A 17,439-nucleotide genomic window follows, 5' to 3' on the forward strand; every position below is an offset into this window, starting at 1 on the left:
AGTTCACCCCGTGGTGAGTCACACAGAGGCCGATGCTGCCCCACCGGGCGTCAGCGCGGCCTGAACTATGCGGATCGCCTCACCGGTGTCGATGCCGACACTGGCGATCACAGCCGCATAGTCGGCGGCGGCCTGGCGTGCCCGTTCGCGCCCCTCCTCGCCGGCGGCCGACACGAACGAACCCGCCCGCCCGCGGGTCTCGATCAGTCCGTCCTCCTCCAGCTCCCGGTAAGCCCTGCCGACCGTGTTGACGGCCAGGCCGAGGTCGGCCGCGAGATACAGCGTCGCGCCGGCACGCCGGTCGAGCAGCAGCCGGACCAGCAAAAATCCGACCACCGACGCCGTCAGGAGCAGCAACGGCATCGGGGGGTGCGGCCAGAAACCGCCGTAGGCGGAAGTGGCAGGCCGGCCGTAGACCTGCGCGAGCGCGGCCGCCATGATCAATACGGCCAGCATGACGTGACCTGCCAGGCGTGCGCGTCGCCGCACCGCCAGACGCGTGGCCAGCAACGGTGTCGGCCTGGCATCGGCCAGCCCGTGCCACGCCAGCCACGCACCCGCCTGCCGAAGATCCTCCGGAGGCACCGGGGGGTCGGCATCCGGTAACGGTCTGCTCGACATACCCTCTCCTAATGTCGCAAGCTTTGTATCAATACAATGAGTCAAAGCTTGCGACAAAATCAACCGAAGGCGGCGCAGCACCTTCGTCCATGTCGGCCACAGCGTCCGCGTCCCCGAAGCGGCGCCAGATGCCCTGATCGCCGCCGTCACGCTCAGGAAAGGACAGGTCGCCTGATGGCCGACATGGAGCACCCGAACGACCGGACCGGCGCGGCGGTTACCGACGGAACGGCCCCGGCGACGGCCTGGAATCGAGTCGTGAGTTGGGCGGAGGGCTCCCCACGAGTGACCATGACAGACCGCCGCCACCCTCTTAACGGCACGCTGACGGCCCGACGGTCAGCCTGGCTGATCTCTCGGCGGCCACCCCGGTCAGGCGCACATCCAGCAGTAGAGCAACTGGTCATACTCCTACTCGGCCACCAGCGGGGTGTCGGCGTGATAGGCCTCACGCATCCGCTTTTCGACGACGGGACGCAGCTTCTCAGGCAGCTTATCTCGGACAGGGGAGGACTCGCGGAAGGCGACCGCGTCGGCGCCGCTCGGAGCTGAAGCCGAGCGGCGCTCGCTATATCGCCAGTAAGCAACTATCCGCTGACTCTATGGATGCGCACTTTGTGCTTCGCCTTAGCTGGCGCGAAGAGTTCGCTTCCGGGCCATTCAACCGTGTACACGTACTTGCCATGTTCCATTGGCCTGTCAGTGAAGCGGTACGTCCCGTCACTGTTTGGGTGGGACGACGGCAGAGTGGTGGTGACGGTGCCGTTGCCGTTGCTCACGGTTCGCCGCACCGTGAGACTGAAGCCGTCTGTGGAGTTCAGGCCGTCGAACCGAAGCGCCCCGCTGAAGGTCAGTGTCATGCCGACGGATCCGCGGATTGGACCCGTCAGTGTGAGGGAGGGCGCGTAGTTGACTGTCACGGTCACCGATGTCTTAGTTCCGCGGAAATCGGCGTTTCCGTCCCAGAGCACGGTATAAGCGTATTCGCCGCCGATCGCGGGAGTGTCGGTGACGGTGAAGGTACCGTCCGCAGCAGTCGTCACCCCGTTGAGTGTCTCGCTGGTTCCATCGGGCAAGCGACGGGTCACCGTGAGCGGCTGCGCACCGGGAGCCGACCCGCCGGGAAGCTCAAGCTGGCCGGTCAGAGTGAGCGGCCGGTTCACAAACGGGTCGGATGGAGCAGTCAATGTCAGCGTGGAAGCCGGGCGGGCGAAGCCCTCGAGCCGCCAAAGGTGGAGCCGGTCGTAAGACGACCTCAGCACGGCGAAGACGTCCGTACCCGAGAATGCGATATTTGCCGCGACCAGGTCGCCGACCTCCGTATCCTCCTCCTGGATCTTCGCTCCCGTCATTGCGTCGTACAACGTGATATCGGTGCCGTATCTGCGCCCACCCAGGATTTGGCTTCCGTCCGGGCTGATCGCGATGGCCATCGGAAAACCTGGGAAGCCCGGCTCCTCACCATAGGAACGTACCCTCGTCAGGCTGACGGCGTCCCACCTCTCGAAGTGGTAGGGGGCGGCCGATGCCGAAAGCACGTTCGATCCGTCGGGCGTGACGACGAGCTCAATGGGACTAGACGTGTCGTAGGTGTGACCGTCGATCTCGCCGCGCAATGCGGGAGTTCCACTCACGTCGTAAACAAACAGGTCAGACGGGCTTACCCCCGTCTCCCCGACCGCCAACGTGTCCCCCCCGGCTGCGACAACCGGAGGACCACTGAGGTCGGATGCGACTGCGACCGGCTCCGGCGTTGCCACTGACAGATCAAGTCCGAGGACGCCGCCATCGTAGGCGAGTAGGCAGCCGTACCCTACCCACAGCCGGTCGCCGGCCAGTGTCAGGTTCGTCGGACACGGGTAGGCGCCAAGATCGATCCGCCGAGTGATCTGTAGTGTGGCGGTGTCGATCTCGATCACCTGTCTGGGGCCGATCAACGCTGCGTAGAGGTGAGCGCCGTCCGACGCCATTGCCAGACCATAGGCGTCGGACAGCCCGGTGATCGCGCTCATGAGTTCGCCGTTGGTGCCCACAACGACAATCCGGTCTCCGTTGGCAACGAAGACTTTCCCGTTGCCAACAGCGAGATCACCGGGCCTAGAGGACCAGTCCACCCCGAGATCCGTCATGGAATCGGCAGCTGAGGTAGCCGGAGCCAGGGCCGTGAGGAGTGCGGCCGCCATAGCGAAGATCGAAACGAGACTTACTGACTGGCGTACGAGCCGAGTGAGCAGCGATGCCGCGGGATGAGGGCGTGCCACAGGTAAGGGGCGCACATGGGTCTCCGCTCTTGGGGAGTGAGAAAGAAGCAAAGCGCCCTGATCAAGCCAGAGAAATGCCCCTGGGGTCAAGATCGACGTTTAGTGATGCCCCAGGCTTTCTAGAACATGAATTCGATTGACCGATGGCCTCCTTACCTGGATGAACAGCGCGAACACGAGACACAGTCGAGCTGCCGAAGAGCATCACCCTTCGTAATAAGCCCAGGCCGACAACGCGTGATCGACACCAAACCGTGACAGCACGACGTCGACCCGGAATTACTGAGTTTCGCAGGACAAACCCTTGGCCTCATGGCTACGGATAGTGTTCGGCGAATCTTGCCAAGGAGTTCCCTGGCCCAGCTCAGTCACGACGATGCCTTCGGCTTGGCGTTCGGCGCACAGCTCCAGTTCGTACTCGGCGGATCCTACGAGTACTGGTGAAGGATCCGTGCCACGATCTCGCGGATCCGGTCGCGAGCTTCGAGGGGATCGATCACGGTGAGGCCGTCTGCGAATTGCAGCAGCTGGTGCACATCATCGAGTCCTCGGCATGCCACCGTGATGTCGACCTCGTCTCCACCTTCAGAAGGCTGCACGGTCAGGCGGGAGCCGAGGATCCGCCTGGCGCGAGCGAACTGGCAGACGCGGCTGTATCGCGTCTGCGAGACCATGAGCCGCAGCGTGATCTACGAACAAACTCTGGGAGAACGACGGGCTCACCAGCGGAACCACCGACCATGGCGGAACCGGCAGGCTGGTGTTCTGCACGAAGAACAGGGCCGCGCTGAGCGCCGGCAACGTCCGGCGGGACTTACGGAAGATCCTCAAAGAAGCCGGGCTGGTCGACACGGAGTGGGCGCCCCGGGAGATGCGGCACAGCTTCGTCTCGCTGCTATCGGACTCCGGCGTGCCCATCGAGCACATCTCTCGCCTGGTCGGCCACGCCAACACCGTGGTCACCGAGACGGTCTACCGTCTCCAGGTCCGGCCCGTCATGCAGGAGGGCGCGACGGCGATGGACGGTCTCTTCGGAGGCGGGTGAGAGGCTATGAGCACTGCAGGGAAAGCCAGAAGACGATCACACCGGTCCGGCCGCCTCCGGTGCCGGAGTCGACCGCGTCCCGGTGGAATGAAAATTTCACCCGTCACGCCGGTATTACGGCTCCGCAGGACTAATCCCCGACCTGGTGGCACGCCTGGCTTACCTTCGCGAGAGCTGCCATGGAAACAAGTTAACGCCGGGCCGAATCAGTGGCTCCCAATCGTCTCTCTGGACGCCTGTAGGCCCCGACAATAATCTCCTGTGTGCTCCGCCGACATCATGAAGAGATGAGGTTGGAATTGGCACATTCCAAAGCACGTCGTGCGGCCAGCTCTGTCGCCATCGTCCTCGCAACGCTCGCGGCAATCCTGGTGCCCGTCACTCCCGCGCACGCCGCCTACGGCCCAGACCAGACCGTGTCCATCACGGTGACCTCGAACGCCGGCCCGTCGATCATGCTCGCCCAGCTGACCGGCACGCTGGCGTTCGACGACGGGAACACAAAGTTCAGGTACGCGCTCCGGCTGTGCTGGGGGAGCGGCTCCTACCCCATGCCGAACTTCTACGTCTCCGTCAACGGCAGCACCGTCCTCTATCCCACCCAGACGGGCACGGCAGCCGCTCCCCCCGGGTGCCAGTTGTCGCTATTCCTCTACGACGGTGAATACACCCACTCCACCACCCTGACGAACGTCACCTTGTACGTGACGGGCGGCTGGTTCTATCCCGGCAACACTTACAACAGCCGCACCAAATCCGTGACCTACGACAACCCCTACAACTGAGCCGTCGGAAAAGCCGCGAGCACACCGCCACCCGGCGTATGCAACTGGGACACAACCCCGTCCGCACAGAATGGCAGCCGAACGTTCGCTATCACGCTGGACCACTTCTGGAAAGGCACCGTGCGGCTTCGCTGAGGCAGCATCTGCAGACAGCTTGCCGACGCCGAAATACCGATAATCGTAGTCACTCGGACAGTCACGCACTCTCGCCGACGACCTTCGGTGAGAGTGCGTTTGAATTGGCGGAGCCCAGGAGATTCGAACTCCTGACATCCCGCTTGCGAACGGGAGCCGGTCGCGGCATAGAGGGCTCCTCGCCCTGCTCCATAGGTGGTCGCGGCTCGGCTGCGTGTGCCCGCACGAGGTGATGTTGCGCCCTCGCGAACCGCGCTTTCACCGAGAACACATAGGCCGAGTTCATCGATGAAGGACTGAACGCGACCCGCTTGACTCGAAAATGCACGGATTCTTGCCCGGACTTGTCCAGATACGGCAACCGAGCCAGAATCAGTTCAGCCTTCAACTACTTGGTTGGAGAGTCACCGCACGGATGAGGAGAGGCATGAAGCGCACCATCTCCATTCTCGTCGCCACCGGCGTCCTCGGTGCCACGCTCACCGGCATCAGTCCCGCGTCCGCAGCCACCTCCGCAATCGACTGCGCCACGGGCGGGTACACCCGGGTCCTGAATAGCTACGTCCCCACCAACGTCGAGAGGCCCGCGGTGGACGGTCACAGCTACAACATCGGCGGCCCGTCGGCGTACACGTACGAGGTCTGCCTCGACATCCCGGACACCTCGACATTCACGATCGAGGTACGGATCTGGTCCAACGGGTTACAGAGTGTGTTCGTGGACGACCGGCCCGGGGACAAGGTCTTCCGCTACTCGCTCGGCGCCAACAGCTTCTGGCAGGTCTACGGCACGTTGACCGGGCCCGGCAGCACCTACCTCTACTACACCTGGCACGAGAAGCAGATCCCGGCCTGACGTGGAACGAGCCGGCCGCCTCACTCAGCGAGGCGGCCGGCTCTACCGCTCTCAAGCGGCCCAGAAGCCTGCTTTATCCCGGGTTCAAATTCCACAGCTCCCGATCTCTCAAACGGCTCGGTGAGCAGCTGGATTCGTCGCCGTTGGTGTATTTCGCTGCTGCACGAGATCGCACAGGCCACTTCCTGATCACGAGAGGTGGCCTGTGACGTGGAGCCTAGGAGATTCGAACTCCTGACATCCTGCTTGCGAAGCAAACCCGGTGGGGGCGGGACCATGGGTGACACCCGCTTCCACCTGCGCATACGGTCCACGGTGGTCCACCGTCGTCCGGCCTTGTCCAGGGTCGTCGTCACCCAGTCGGTCACTCAGAGATGCTGACTTGAAAGAGCTCAGGCGCTGAACCCGTTGGCGTTTACCGTACGCTGTCGCCGGTCAGGTAAGCCGAGCGCCGGGCTCGGTGCACGGCCTGGAGTCCTGAGTCCGCGGGGGCCGACCTCCCGGCCATTGCCCGGCTGCCGAGCGAGTGCAGGGGCGCGAGGTGGCGCGGAGCGCCGCTTGACCATCGCCGTCATGCGTGGTGAGCCACATCCGGTAGTACGCCACCGAGGGCTCATCATGCGGGCTATTGGTGTTGTCTGGCGGGACACTAAGGTAACGCCATGATCGCCAAGCCACCCGGATGGCCGTTACTCACGGCATTCTCGCTCACGGCGCTCGTGTGTCTGTGGTGGGCCAGCGCGCCCTACCTGTACGTCGAGTTGCTCCTTTTCGCTTTCTTCGCGGGTGGCGTGCTCTTCCTAGTGTGGATCACACGGATCATCGTCGCGGCGATAACGGACTCCAACGCGGTGTCCGCGCACATACGACAATGGTTCGTGCCATGGATGATTCTTGGCGGCGTCGTCCTCTCAATCATCGTCGATGCACCGTTCTACGCACGATTTGCGTTGTCGCAGCCCGCCTTGACAGCCTTCGCCGAGACTGTCGCCAAGAGCGGGCAGGTATCGCACGAGTGCCGGTACGTTGGCCTCTATCGCGTCTGCTGGTCAGAGTCGACCCCTGGCGGCGGTGCTCGATTCTCGGTCGATGACTGGCTGATCCGCACCTCGGCAGGCTTCGTGTGGAGCCCCGCAGGCCAGATGCCTGGGGACGATGTGGAGAATCTCGACCCACTTGTCGGCCCCTGGTACAGGTGGTCAGGGTGGGATGAATGGTGAGCGGTATAGCGGTTTAGGGGTTGCCCTCCCTCCTCGGCGGGCAGCAGAAGGAACAGAGCACCGTTCGGCAAACCACTGGGCGACCGCGCGCACGACACCTGGTACGTGAGGCTGACAAGTCTCAGTACTCAAGGATGCCGTGGGCGGTCACGATGTGACTGGAAGCGTTCGGCCGGACCCCGGTGATGCGCTCGGCCAGCCGTCGCGCCGCGGCAAGCCCGCCCCCCGAGTTCCCATGGACCAGGCCGAGCTCGATCCGGTCGGCCAGGTAGTCCGTCTGGATGTTGTCCGTCTCATGGGGAATCAGCGGGTCGAAAGACAGGAGCTTGCGACCGTCCGCATAGTGGTCGAAGGACGCGACCCTGTTCACGTTGACAAAGACGCTTGCCGTGACCGTTCCTGCCGACAAGGGGCGCAGCACCTCGTCCAATGTGCCGGCGAAGCCGTTCCACTCGCCCAGAATGGTGCCGCCCTCGGCCGGATGGGCGCAGATGAGACCTTCCTCTATCTCGCCTTTCTCGTCATCACCGTCGAACACCTCAATACCGAGGCGAGCCAGCGCCTCATGCGGGGTGAGGCCGCGGACGTGCGTTGCGCAGAACGCATCGTCATCAAGCCAGCTGTAGACGCTCACGAGAATCCTGCTCTCTCCCGGTTAGATCAGAGAAATCCTGGCATGCGGGTCTGACGAAACCGTGATCGGCCTTCTCGGCCTCATGTGCCCGGCGTCGCGAACGTGGTTGACCTGGGGTACCTCGGACTGAGCAAGGTCACCCAGCGGCTTGCCTGACAGTGCTCTGTTCCTTGCCCTGATCACCGATGAGCTGCAGCGCCAGGATAAAAGGATCTATGCAGGTCGAATCAGAAACCTGCGGATCAAAAGATTGGCCTTGGACTGTTCCAGGTAGTTCAACGCAGGTCATGGGGTGTATGCGGTCCATTCTGAACGGCCCTGAACGCCCCTGTATTGCAACCCGAAGTGCAACCCTGGTACCTGGCGACCCCAAGCGGTGAGAACCATCCCCAGCGTTTGGGAACCTCGACTGTGTAGCCGTCCGGAGGCATGACCTTCTGGAGTTCGTCGGCAAGCTCTGAGCCTTGATCGCCGACCTCGCTCCAATAAGAGTGAAAATGCTTCTTGTCCATCGTAGTAATCTCGATTCTCCGCTCGGCGTCGATGAGCCTGGCGGTCGAGACATTGCCCGAACGGATCTGATGGAGCACGGTGGACATGTCTGTCTGCTGAGAATCGTCACGATTAAGCAAGAACAGGCCGCCGATGAGTACCAAGCCTGCAGTGACGGAGCACACGATGAACGTCCGGAACCGTGATGCTTTTTTCTGGTACCGGTGAGGGGCCTCGGGCTGCTTCTCGATCATGCCTACATCATGCCAGTCCACTCGTTGCGTTTGAAGGCCGTGGGTTCACTCCCGTAAATGGATGTGGCCGACGTACATGGCGGTCATGGGAGCAATCTCGATTTCAGTAGCACATCACCAGTTTGGAAGATTTCGGCACACGGCTCCCTGAAGTGCTGTGGTGCAGGTGAGAGGCGGCCTTCCCCTGTCCGTGAGTCCCCGTGATTCCCTCTTGTTCCCCGGCCTTACTGGCACGCGAGTGGCACGTCACCTACAACTCTTGATCGCTGCCTCAATACGTAGCCCAATTCCGACGGTCGCGAAGATGAGCGCTCCAAGGAGGGCGTTAGTAGTGAGCTCTTCTTCGAAGATGAAGCCGAGGATGGGAACTGCTGCGCTCAGGGCAAGAGCTGCGTTCCCCCACCCGTCCACTGCTTGGATACCGTCAATTGCCTTCCCCTGACGTGCGGCAGGACCTTCTTGTTCACTCATGCGCTGAGCATCCAATTGGTGTGTGAGGCCGGCAAAGGGATAGACCATGCGTACGCACGCCCCTTCTCGCCGGATCTTCCCGTCTGCCTCGTCCCACCCCGAAGGGGCCGCGAAGCGATTGGGCCGGCGGTCGCAGCGGCAGATGATATGTGATTGCCGGGGACGACTAGATATGAATAGCGGCGAGCTACGGAAACCAGATTATCTCATTAAAAAGAATGATATATGCCTTGATTCATACTGCGGTGGTATCCCCTGGGACTACTAGGATCTGGCCTGCATTAATCGCGTCTCGCAAATTTTTAGCGAGCGTGCTTTCGAGCACATTGACGTGTTCGGTGAGACTCAGGAGACCCTGAGCATCGTCAGTCTGGGCCAAGAGGTCTCGATACTTATCGTTGCTCTTCAACAGCTCATGAGCCCGAAGCGCCGCGTCAGCCTCCTGAACACGATTGGCATAATCTTCGAGTTCAACGACCTGCTTGGTGACTGACGTTATCGAGCGATCCAGGGCTTCCCGCTGCGGAGCGATGACTGCCATCAGTTCGGGCGTTACCACCTCGCTCATCGCCTCGTCCTGCTCCGCCCGCAATGCCACCTGTGTATGGAGAAGGCGGGCGATGTCCCAGAGTTTTTCTGGAAGAACGACATCGTTGGCTATGTCGTCAAGCAGCCCCAAGCGATTTACTCTAGATGCAGATACGCTCTCAATCGCTTTCCGCGCACGACGGATCAGACCTAAAGCATTGTCATCTAGATCCGCTGGAATTATGTAGCAGTCCCCATAGAGATGTTGCAGTCGCGCAGTGAGGCTAGGGCGTCCAATGTTGACAAAGAGGCCAGCGATGATAAAAGCCAGAACGGACACAAAGGCCACAGGCTGGGAATCGGACTGGATGGCTATACCAGCCAGAAATGCTCCGATCACTCCAGTAATGGATCCACTGATAGTGAAAAAGCGCCTTGTTCTCGAGGAAAGCTCGGAGGATCTGTGTAGGAGGACGGGCATACTGATGATCTTCTGCCGATCTAGTTCCGAAACGATCGGATCCACAATCGGCTCATCGATCCAGTCCTCCATCTATGGTTCACTCCTTGTCGGGAAGCAGACATGTCGAACCTGATCATAGGGTCAAATAGGCATAAAAGAGTGGCAGTTCACCCCCTGCCATCTCACATCACCTTCCACCACACAGTTACTCGCTCAGCTTGCTTACGTTCACCTGCAAAGTCCGCGTTCGGCGTGGTCATAAGGCGGCACTTCCGCTTTTTGAGGACTGTGGCGCGTGGGCGGCGCTGGCCCGGACCGGCCGGAGGGCCGCATGCCGGGCCAGCGACCGCCCGGCGCGCGGCGAGCCGCTGCAGGCGGGTCGCCTTGAACCAGTAAAGAAACTCTGAGCCACTAATGATCAGTAGTGTGGAGCCATGCCAGATGAGGAGACACCGTCGCCACAAGTCAAGCCTGTATCTGAGTGGCGAGACGTGTACGGCTTCCTCGATGAGCTTCGACGGCGACCAGGGATGTGGATTCGCAACGGCTCCCTCCGGGAGCTGGAAACGATGCTGGTCGGGTACAAGCTCGCGCTGGATGTTCATGGTGTCGAGGAGCGGTTCGACCTGTGGCCGAACGGCCCCTTCTCCGAATGGCTCGCTCGCTATGGCCGGTCGAGCGCATTGGGCTGGGCAGCCGATATCGAACGTCAGGTGGAACCGGGAACCACACCACTGGAGTCGTTCTTCGCCTTCCTGGACGAGTACCGGGCTGAGCAGCGCAAGGAGGACGGCTCCGAGGGGAGGTAGCGGGTCCGCCGAGAGATCTCCCTTGGTGTTGCGCTAGATCATGAGGGCGATGCCGTTGTCGGCGAGTTCTTCGGGGGTGAATACCGCGCTGGTGTCGTCGGCGAGTTCGGCGCTGTAGCCGATCTCGTAGCGGTTGGCGGGGGCCTTGACCTCGGTGACCTCGATCGGGTGGCCGTTCTGGTCGGCCATGGTGCGGCGGATGATGAGGATCGCTTCGGCGTAGTCCATGCCCAGGCGGGCGCGTTCGTCTTCGTAGGCGATGCGGGAGGTGGTCAGGGTCGTCCAGCGGACGGGGCCGTGTTCGCGGATGAGGGTCTGGCAGAAGAACGCGGGCCGCTTGCTGTACCGGTGGAAGCGCTTGGGGGCGTCCCAGTCGGGGAGCATGTCGGCGTTGGTGTAGGAGTTGATCTCCAGGCGGGCCGAGGCTCCCTGCGAGTGACTGTGATTGCCCCCGGTTGACCGTCCTCAATAACCCGACGATCACGCCTACACCTGTGGCGGCGTACCACGTAGCCCGTCCCCATTCCCCGTCCTCCTCGTAACGGTCGGGCTCCGATAAGATCATTCGGCTATGGTGCAGGGCTGATGCTTCTTACTCTGAGGGCATGCGGCGATGGCTGAAGATCACATTGACGGTCATGATCGTGATGGGTGTGGTGGCCTGCACGCCTCCCGTGAAGGGAGCGACCGGATTCAGCGTCGACACAGAAGGCCACCCCATCATCGTCTTGGCATGGTGCGATGGCGCAACGCCGGATGGAGTGATCATCTACCACGACGAACCGTACTCCAGCGCGCCAGCCGCCAGCACTACAGGCCGCCGTTCGGCCACTCCAAGCATTGAGCCATCTACTCGCATCGTCGATGACGCGAGGTTCATCGCATCGGATCTGGACGGACAGAGCGCGTCGGTTCGTCTCGACGCTCCGGCCGATGGCTGGAGGGCGGATCCAGGACCAGTCGTCTTGAAACCCGGGATCACCTACACCGCGTTCGGCTTCCAAGGGAGGGGAAACAGCCAGGTCAATACCGGCCATGTCAGCTTCCGGGCAGCCGACTTGGCAAAGCTCAAACCGGGCCAGGTTCTCGTTCAGCAAGGAGAGAGCGTCCCGTTGAAGACTCCAGATGTCAACGGAGTGGACTCAGAGATCGTCTTTGCGGACAAGGTGATCTCCCGGGAGAGGTTCGATCGCGAGGGTCAGGATCCGACCTACTGCTGATCAGGAACCCATTGTCAACCCTGCCGGACCGTCAGCTTGGGAAGTCTCTATCGCGCCTGGCTCCTGAGCCGGGGAAACGTTGACCGGCGGAAGGACGGGTCGAGTGGCCGTGAGTCCCCCTGTTCCCCGGCCTTACTGGCACGCGAGTGGCACGATCTGAGAACTACGAACCTGGCCCTTACCTTTGATGATCATCCCGAAGTCGGAGTGCCCCGGTCGGAGGCGTGGTCTTCCGTTGGATGACGGTATTGCTCCAGCAGTGACTAATCTTACCGATCATGGCAGTCTTCGATCAGGATGCCCGATCCACTCATCTCCTGGACTACCGCCTGATGGCGGGCTCGCCGGTGACACTCTTCTGGTCTCAGGCGATTTTGGACGAGGCGATCGATTGGCTGACTGCTCATGGCTATCAGGTGGTCCGTCTGGATGCCTCGGGCTGGCTGGAGGAAGGTGACCTGCACCGGGACTTCGCCTCGGCGTTCAGTTTCCCGGCCTACTACGGGCGCAGCTTGATGGCGCTCGATGACTGCCTGAGTGATGTCGCGGTCTGTGACTACGGGGTTCGACCGGAGGCGACCGGCCTGGTTCTGGTACTGATCGGTTACGACAAGTTCGCAGCGTGCTTTCCCGAGGTCGCCGAGATGGTCCTGGATATCATCGCCTGTAGCTCGTGGACGGCGATGTTGATGGGGCACCGGATGTTCTGCCTGGTGCAGTCCGATGATCCTCGCATCATGTTCGGTCCTCTGGGCGGAGCCTATGCGAGGTGGAACGACAGGGAATGGCGTGAGGACAGACGGGGCTTGAGGAGGCCACCTGTCTTCGGTGCTTGAGCGAGTTGCCTGACACGATGGGTTGCGGCGGTATGGCGGGGACGCGGTGCGGCTACGGCCCGGGGCGCCGCCGTCCGGGACCGGTGCCCACGCCGCACACCCGGACGGCGGGCGGCAGATGGCCGGGTACGGCGACGCGGCGCGCCGCCGCTTGACTCTCACGACCTTCGGCACACCGGCAACACCCTCGCCACGAACGCCGGGGCGCCGATCCGGGAGCTGATGGAGCGCATGGGCCACTCCAGCACGCGAGTCGCGATGATCTATCAGCACTCCACCCACGAACGACGGCGGAAGGTGGCCCGCAAGCTCGACGACCTCGCCCGTGAGGCGCCCAAGAAGGGATCGGGCACGCAACGGGCACGGAAGAAGGCCCGATGAAGATCGAAGCCCAGGTTACGGCAGCATTCCTGACCCGGGCTTTTTCGTGTCCGAGAGGGAGTGGAGCCTAGGAGATTCGAACTCCTGACATCCTGCTTGCAAAGCAGGCGCTCTGCCAACTGAGCTAAGGCCCCGAGATTCAGGCCGCTGTCTGGGAGGCGGCCTGCTTCAGTCGTACACCGTAGCAACAGGACCGGCTCCTACGCCACTTGGACTGGGCGGGCGCGGCATGCGCGCCGGGTGAGAAAGCCGGAGGTCGCGAACGGTCTCAGAGCACGAGGCCGGACCCCATTGAGCGGATCGAGCGGTTTCGCATGGGCTCGAGCCGAGCGAGCGAGCCTGGATCGTGGGAGTGGGTTGGCGCGGCGAGTACGCCACGGAGGCGGGCCGCACTCGCCGCGCCGGTTCAGCGAGCGGTACGCGTGAGTTCCGTCTGGCCGGTCAGCGCGATGCCGAGCCGTTCGGGGCAGGCGCATTGGAGGAAGTGCTTGGCGCCGGCCTTGGTCTCCTGGGTGGTGAGAGGTCGCGATCCAGCGGCCGAGGACGGTGTCGTGGTCGATGTACCAGCCGGGGAACGCCTGCCGCAGTGCGGTGAGCGGGTTCTGTTGCGGGGGGTTCATCGCGGGGGCTCCTGTCTGGAGGACGCGGGCGGGCCGGGTGGGCGGCCCGCCCGCGTCACGCACCGCGTTTCACCCTCACGCGGTACGACTTGGGCGGCGCGGCGGCCCTGGACCGGGGAAGGGATGGGGTCGCCGTGCCCGCTCAGAAGTGGCCGATGCCGGCCGAGCCGGAGGTGAGGGCCCAGCGGTGGAGCATGGTCGTTTCGGCTTCACGCATCTGGGCCTTGAGACCCTCGATGGTCCGGTCGCACAGGAGCAGCGGTTCGGGGGTGGGCCAGGTGGCGATGGCGTGGAAGAGGCGACTGCCGGTGCCGTACAGGACGGCCCAGCCGGGCCGGGTGATCTCCAGCATCGCGGCCTCGGCTCGGGCCTCGTGGTCCCAGGTGTACTCCGGGACCGGAGCGGCGGCGTCCTGGCCGTCGCGGTGACGGCCTTGGGCGCGGGCCAGACAGCGGCGGATCATGCGATCACCTGCCCGGCCTGCTCCCGCTCCGGCGTCTCCCGATCTCGTATCTCCTGCTTCTGCTCCCGCGTCTCCTGTTCGCGTGCCGCCTGTTCCTCCGCCTCGCGGGCGAAGGTCTCCTGCCGGTCGGTCTCGGCCCGCAACGCCTCCAGGCTGTCGCCGTCGACGGTCCGCTCGGCCCCGGCATGAGTGGCCACCGGGGAGAAGGGCTTCTCCCGGCTGGCCCACAGCCGTCCGGCGTCACTGAGGATCAGCCGCCAGCCGGGAATCGTCGTCTTGGGGCTGGTGGGCTCTGGGTGGGTGGAACTACCATCTCTCACTGATTGGACCTCGATCCGATCAAGGGCCCGTCCGGTCGTTTCCAGCGGTGGACGGGCCTGCTTCATGAAGCGGGGAAGGATCTGGAGGGGTTCGCCGTACCGGCCGGGTGGCCGGTACGAAGACGGGATGACCGCCGAGCGGTTCAGTGCGCAGGTGGTTCTTCGCCTCGGGCGGGACGCGAGGCGACGCCGGTAGCCCAGCCGGGGCGGCCTGATGAGAGCAGACCCCGACGGAGGCGCCGGACGCGGACGGCAAGGTATCGGTCGAGGCGGTGCCGGTAAGGGAGGCTCGACGGGCGGGCTCTGCTCGGGACGACGCTGCGCGGGCACCGACGAAATCCTCTTGGCCGGGGCCGAATCGACACGCTGCTGAGCGGATACCGGTGCAACCACCTCGACGGGGACCTCCTGGGTGGAGATCGGCGGGATCGTCTTGGCCGGGGTCGTGGGAGCAGGTGGGTCGAAGCAGCGCGGAGAACAATCTCCGGTACGACGGGCCCGTAGACGGATGTCCAGCAGGTCACCGGAGGGCTGGGTGTACTCGTGGTCGGCGGGCCGGTCGGGACAGCCGTGCGCGTAAGGGGCGTGCCCGCAGACGGCACAGCCCATCGGCATCGGTGGCACATCGGCGAAACAGCCGCAGCCACCGACCGGCCGTTGGTCGAGGACCGGAACACTAAGGTTGGGCATCAGGTCAGGGCTCTCTTCCTGATCAAGGGCCTGTCCGGTGTTCAGCACCTGGCGAATCCGTGGTGTTTGAAGGGCACCGTATCCCTGGTGTACTACCCCCGTCTACCCTCTGGGGTAGCTATCAGGTGTCGAGGGTGGCCGCATAGGGTCATCACATGATCGACAGAGAGGGACCGATCCCGCCTTATCGGCAGATCGCCGAGATTTTGCGCCAGCGCATCGCCTCGGGAAAGATCCCGCCTGGCCGCCGGATCCCCAGCCTCGTCGAGTTGGAAGCAGAGTTCCAGGTCGCACGCGACACCTTGCGCAAGGCGGTTCAGGTCCTCAAAGACGAGGGACTCGTAGAGACGGTGCGGGGCATGGGCGTATACGTAAAGTCCTCATCCGCCCCTGAGTAACCGCAGTACTGCTGACGATCAAAGGTGGGCGTTACCCAGAAGGTTCCTGTCGCTGCAGGTTGGACAGGGGCACAGGGAACATCGAGCTTTTTACCCGGGGTGGCATCCGGTTCGTAGAGATCCGCTAAGGCTGCTCTGTGGCCCGTCAGTGGGCCGCGGTGGCCAAGGGAGGTTCGGCGGTGGTGGTGCCGAGGAGGAGGTCGGGGAGTTCGGCGAGGGAGTCGAGGATGTGGGTGGCTCCCCCGTTGAGGAGGCGTTCCCTGCTGTGGACGCCGGTCAGGACGCCGGCGACCACCGCCGCGCCGGCACGGCGGCCGCAGAGCATTTCGCTCTCGGAGTCCCCGACGACGGCGACCTGGCGTACGTCCTCGATACCGAGGCGCATCACCGCGGCCAGCACCAGGTCGGGCATCGGACGGCCACGGCCGGTGTCCTCGGGGCACAGGGCCAGATCGATCCTGTCGGACCAGCTCAGGGCGGCCAGCACGCGGCCGAGCGTGACGCGGCTGAAGCCGGTGGTGAGACAGATCTTGACGCCGGCACCGCGGAGCTTGTCGAGTGCCTCGACGATTCCGGGCAGCGGAGCCAGGCCCGCGCGTCCGATGGCGCCCTCGTAGGAGCGCTCGAAGGTCAGGTTGGCCGCCTGGGCCTGGGCCTCGTTGTCCGGGAAGATCCCCCGGAAGACATCGATCTTGGAGCATCCCCGGGACCGGTGCACGTGCACCATGGCACGAGCGTACGCACCGGTCCCGGGCACGATGCCCTGCGTGGCGATCGCCTCGGCGAACGCCCGCTCGACCATGGCGACGTCACCGATCGTGGTGCCTGCCAGATCCAGGCAGACAAGCCTGATGGGCTTTACTCCATCTTGGGCAAGGACCATGAAAGCACCCGAATCGGTAGCCGCGTCTGTCAGTTCTCGCTGCCGGTGGCTTCGGTCCACAGGTCGAGCTCGGCGCGGTCGGCCTGCACCTTGCGCCAGACCAGCAGCCCCCCGAGGGCGACGAGCGCCAGAACGAGCAACTTCTTCACGGTGTGACCCCACTTCTTGAGAAGTCTCACCTGCCGGGGTGAGACAACGCCCGGTTCGAACGGTTCCCTGCAGCCTAGCAAGGGATCGGGCCATGACCCGGCCCGCATGACAAGCGTCACAGCCGATCTACGCTAACCGGGTAATTGCCACTATCATCCCGCACGACTCGCGACCTGATGATCACAATCTGCCATGAATCCTGTTGCAAAACCGCCCGCGTTCTTACGATAACCCCCGGAGTGGGCCGCTCCATCCGCCCGAAAGTTCCGGTCACCGGCCGCCAAGAAGCTTTCTGCCCGGACATCGCGGTGACCAGCACGTCCGCCTGCTCCGGCGTGACTATCGGGGGCGCGAACGTCCCAAACCCGCTCGCTATGGATCGGTCAGCCGCCCTGAACAAGATCGGCGTAGTCGGGGTGGCGGTCTATCCACTCCTTGACGAACCAGCAGAGAGGCACGACCTTGGCCTCTTCGGCGCGGGCCGCGTCCAGCGCGGTGCGGACGAGTGCGGCCCCCACCCCGTTGCCCTCGTACGCCGGCTCGACCTTGGTGTGGGGATAGACGATGACCCCGTCACGCCGGACGAGCTCCAGCCGCCCCGCGCGCCTGCCGTCCACCGTCGCCACGAAGGAATCGCCGCCGGGGGAGAGCTTGACGTCCACCTGCATGGGGGTTCTCCTTTGCCGGACCGCCGTACGGCGGTCTCCCGGTCAGCCGATTCCGCGAGACGTTCATTCCCGTGCGTGCGGGTCCCCGGCGGACGCGATGGCCGATCGGTTTCTGTGCATTGAAACACGAAACCGGCAAACCATACCAAAATGCGCCCAGCTGAAGGATGATGAGAGCAGGCACCGGCACCGCCGGTTCCTCATGACGATCAGTCGACGTGCCTGCCGTCGCGGCA

General features: G+C 63.6%; 21 protein-coding genes and 2 tRNA genes. 9 read left to right on the plus strand and 14 right to left on the minus strand.

Features of this window, described 5'->3' with window-relative positions; genetic code table 11:
- Positions 1-18: 18 nt before the first annotated feature.
- From AB0J58_RS11685 to AB0J58_RS11695, 3 genes are all read right to left on the minus strand, one after another.
- Positions 19-621 (minus strand): hypothetical protein, encoded by a 603-nt coding sequence (locus AB0J58_RS11685; protein WP_364213635.1) that lies wholly within the window; start codon positions 619-621, stop codon positions 19-21.
- Positions 622-1,208: 587 nt separating this feature from the next.
- Positions 1,209-2,804 carry a hypothetical protein gene (locus tag AB0J58_RS11690; RefSeq protein ID WP_364213638.1) on the minus strand — a complete coding sequence of 532 codons (1,596 nt, stop codon included), beginning with the start codon at positions 2,802-2,804 and terminating at the stop codon, positions 1,209-1,211.
- Between the two features lie 506 nt (positions 2,805-3,310).
- Positions 3,311-3,556, minus strand: coding sequence for a hypothetical protein (locus AB0J58_RS11695; protein ID WP_364213641.1), 246 nt, complete (start codon positions 3,554-3,556; stop codon positions 3,311-3,313).
- An 86-nt stretch (positions 3,557-3,642) separates the two neighbouring features.
- Between AB0J58_RS11695 and AB0J58_RS11700 the strand changes: the two genes are divergently transcribed.
- The gene (locus AB0J58_RS11700; RefSeq protein WP_364213644.1) at positions 3,643-3,927 is read left to right on the plus strand and encodes a tyrosine-type recombinase/integrase; all 285 of its coding nucleotides are present in this window, start codon (positions 3,643-3,645) and stop codon (positions 3,925-3,927) included.
- 299 nt (positions 3,928-4,226) lie between these two features.
- Positions 4,227-4,712 (plus strand): hypothetical protein, encoded by a 486-nt coding sequence (locus AB0J58_RS11705; protein WP_364213647.1) that lies wholly within the window; start codon positions 4,227-4,229, stop codon positions 4,710-4,712.
- 240 nt (positions 4,713-4,952) lie between these two features.
- On the opposite strand, the gene AB0J58_RS11710 is transcribed toward AB0J58_RS11705, so the two are convergent.
- A tRNA-Ala gene (locus AB0J58_RS11710) sits at positions 4,953-5,026 on the minus strand.
- 248 nt (positions 5,027-5,274) lie between these two features.
- On the opposite strand from AB0J58_RS11710, the gene AB0J58_RS11715 reads away from it, so the two are divergent.
- Together AB0J58_RS11715 and AB0J58_RS11720 are read left to right on the plus strand one after the other, a co-directional pair.
- Entirely contained in the window at positions 5,275-5,703 is a 429-nt protein-coding gene (locus AB0J58_RS11715; protein WP_364213650.1) for a hypothetical protein, read from the plus strand.
- 662 nt (positions 5,704-6,365) lie between these two features.
- Entirely contained in the window at positions 6,366-6,923 is a 558-nt protein-coding gene (locus AB0J58_RS11720) for a hypothetical protein (protein ID WP_364213653.1), read from the plus strand.
- A 121-nt stretch (positions 6,924-7,044) separates the two neighbouring features.
- On the opposite strand, the gene AB0J58_RS11725 is transcribed toward AB0J58_RS11720, so the two are convergent.
- The 3 genes from AB0J58_RS11725 to AB0J58_RS11735 all read right to left on the minus strand — a co-directional run bounded on the left by AB0J58_RS11725 (position 7,045) and on the right by AB0J58_RS11735 (position 9,855).
- A complete protein-coding gene (locus AB0J58_RS11725; RefSeq protein ID WP_364213656.1) occupies positions 7,045-7,557 on the minus strand; it encodes a DUF6461 domain-containing protein in 513 nt (170 codons plus the stop codon).
- Positions 7,558-7,832: 275 nt separating this feature from the next.
- Positions 7,833-8,303 carry a hypothetical protein gene (locus AB0J58_RS11730; RefSeq protein WP_364213659.1) on the minus strand — a complete coding sequence of 157 codons (471 nt, stop codon included), beginning with the start codon at positions 8,301-8,303 and terminating at the stop codon, positions 7,833-7,835.
- 706 nt (positions 8,304-9,009) lie between these two features.
- A complete protein-coding gene (locus tag AB0J58_RS11735) occupies positions 9,010-9,855 on the minus strand; it encodes a hypothetical protein (RefSeq protein ID WP_364213662.1) in 846 nt (281 codons plus the stop codon).
- Positions 9,856-10,199: 344 nt separating this feature from the next.
- Between AB0J58_RS11735 and AB0J58_RS11740 the strand changes: the two genes are divergently transcribed.
- On the plus strand, positions 10,200-10,574 hold the full coding sequence (locus AB0J58_RS11740) for a hypothetical protein (RefSeq protein WP_364213665.1): 375 nt from the start codon (positions 10,200-10,202) through the stop codon (positions 10,572-10,574).
- Positions 10,575-10,607: 33 nt separating this feature from the next.
- Here AB0J58_RS11740 and AB0J58_RS11745 read toward each other — a convergent pair whose 3' ends face one another.
- On the minus strand, positions 10,608-10,958 hold the full coding sequence (locus AB0J58_RS11745; protein ID WP_364213668.1) for a UTRA domain-containing protein: 351 nt from the start codon (positions 10,956-10,958) through the stop codon (positions 10,608-10,610).
- Between the two features lie 221 nt (positions 10,959-11,179).
- Here AB0J58_RS11745 and AB0J58_RS11750 point away from each other — a divergent pair, with 221 nt between their 5' ends.
- From AB0J58_RS11750 to AB0J58_RS11760, 3 genes are all read left to right on the plus strand, one after another.
- Entirely contained in the window at positions 11,180-11,794 is a 615-nt protein-coding gene (locus AB0J58_RS11750; RefSeq protein ID WP_364213671.1) for a hypothetical protein, read from the plus strand.
- Positions 11,795-12,072: 278 nt separating this feature from the next.
- Entirely contained in the window at positions 12,073-12,630 is a 558-nt protein-coding gene (locus AB0J58_RS11755) for a barstar family protein (RefSeq protein ID WP_364213674.1), read from the plus strand.
- A 9-nt stretch (positions 12,631-12,639) separates the two neighbouring features.
- Positions 12,640-13,011, plus strand: a complete 372-nt coding sequence (locus AB0J58_RS11760; protein WP_364213816.1) for a tyrosine-type recombinase/integrase — start codon at positions 12,640-12,642, stop codon at positions 13,009-13,011.
- 61 nt (positions 13,012-13,072) lie between these two features.
- On the opposite strand, the gene AB0J58_RS11765 is transcribed toward AB0J58_RS11760, so the two are convergent.
- The 3 genes from AB0J58_RS11765 to AB0J58_RS11775 all read right to left on the minus strand — a co-directional run bounded on the left by AB0J58_RS11765 (position 13,073) and on the right by AB0J58_RS11775 (position 14,414).
- Positions 13,073-13,145: transfer RNA gene (locus AB0J58_RS11765), tRNA-Ala, on the minus strand.
- A gap of 628 nt (positions 13,146-13,773) precedes the next feature.
- On the minus strand, positions 13,774-14,094 hold the full coding sequence (locus tag AB0J58_RS11770) for a hypothetical protein (protein WP_364213677.1): 321 nt from the start codon (positions 14,092-14,094) through the stop codon (positions 13,774-13,776).
- Positions 14,091-14,414, minus strand: coding sequence for a hypothetical protein (locus tag AB0J58_RS11775; protein WP_364213680.1), 324 nt, complete (start codon positions 14,412-14,414; stop codon positions 14,091-14,093). Before AB0J58_RS11775 ends, AB0J58_RS11770 begins: the two co-directional genes overlap by 4 nt.
- A gap of 845 nt (positions 14,415-15,259) precedes the next feature.
- On the opposite strand from AB0J58_RS11775, the gene AB0J58_RS11780 reads away from it, so the two are divergent.
- Entirely contained in the window at positions 15,260-15,502 is a 243-nt protein-coding gene (locus AB0J58_RS11780; RefSeq protein WP_364213683.1) for a GntR family transcriptional regulator, read from the plus strand.
- 145 nt (positions 15,503-15,647) lie between these two features.
- Here the strand turns inward: AB0J58_RS11780 and AB0J58_RS11785 are convergent, their stop codons facing one another.
- From AB0J58_RS11785 to AB0J58_RS11795, 3 genes are all read right to left on the minus strand, one after another.
- Positions 15,648-16,385 (minus strand): HAD family hydrolase, encoded by a 738-nt coding sequence (locus AB0J58_RS11785; protein WP_364213686.1) that lies wholly within the window; start codon positions 16,383-16,385, stop codon positions 15,648-15,650.
- Between the two features lie 29 nt (positions 16,386-16,414).
- Positions 16,415-16,534, minus strand: coding sequence for a DLW-39 family protein (locus AB0J58_RS11790; protein WP_211264163.1), 120 nt, complete (start codon positions 16,532-16,534; stop codon positions 16,415-16,417).
- A 384-nt stretch (positions 16,535-16,918) separates the two neighbouring features.
- The gene (locus tag AB0J58_RS11795) at positions 16,919-17,203 is read right to left on the minus strand and encodes a GNAT family N-acetyltransferase (protein WP_364213689.1); all 285 of its coding nucleotides are present in this window, start codon (positions 17,201-17,203) and stop codon (positions 16,919-16,921) included.
- Between the last annotated feature and the right edge of the window lie 236 nt (positions 17,204-17,439).

This window comes from Streptosporangium sp. NPDC049644 (genome assembly GCF_040675205.1).
In the GTDB taxonomy this organism is placed as follows: domain Bacteria; phylum Actinomycetota; class Actinomycetes; order Streptosporangiales; family Streptosporangiaceae; genus Streptosporangium; species Streptosporangium fukuiense.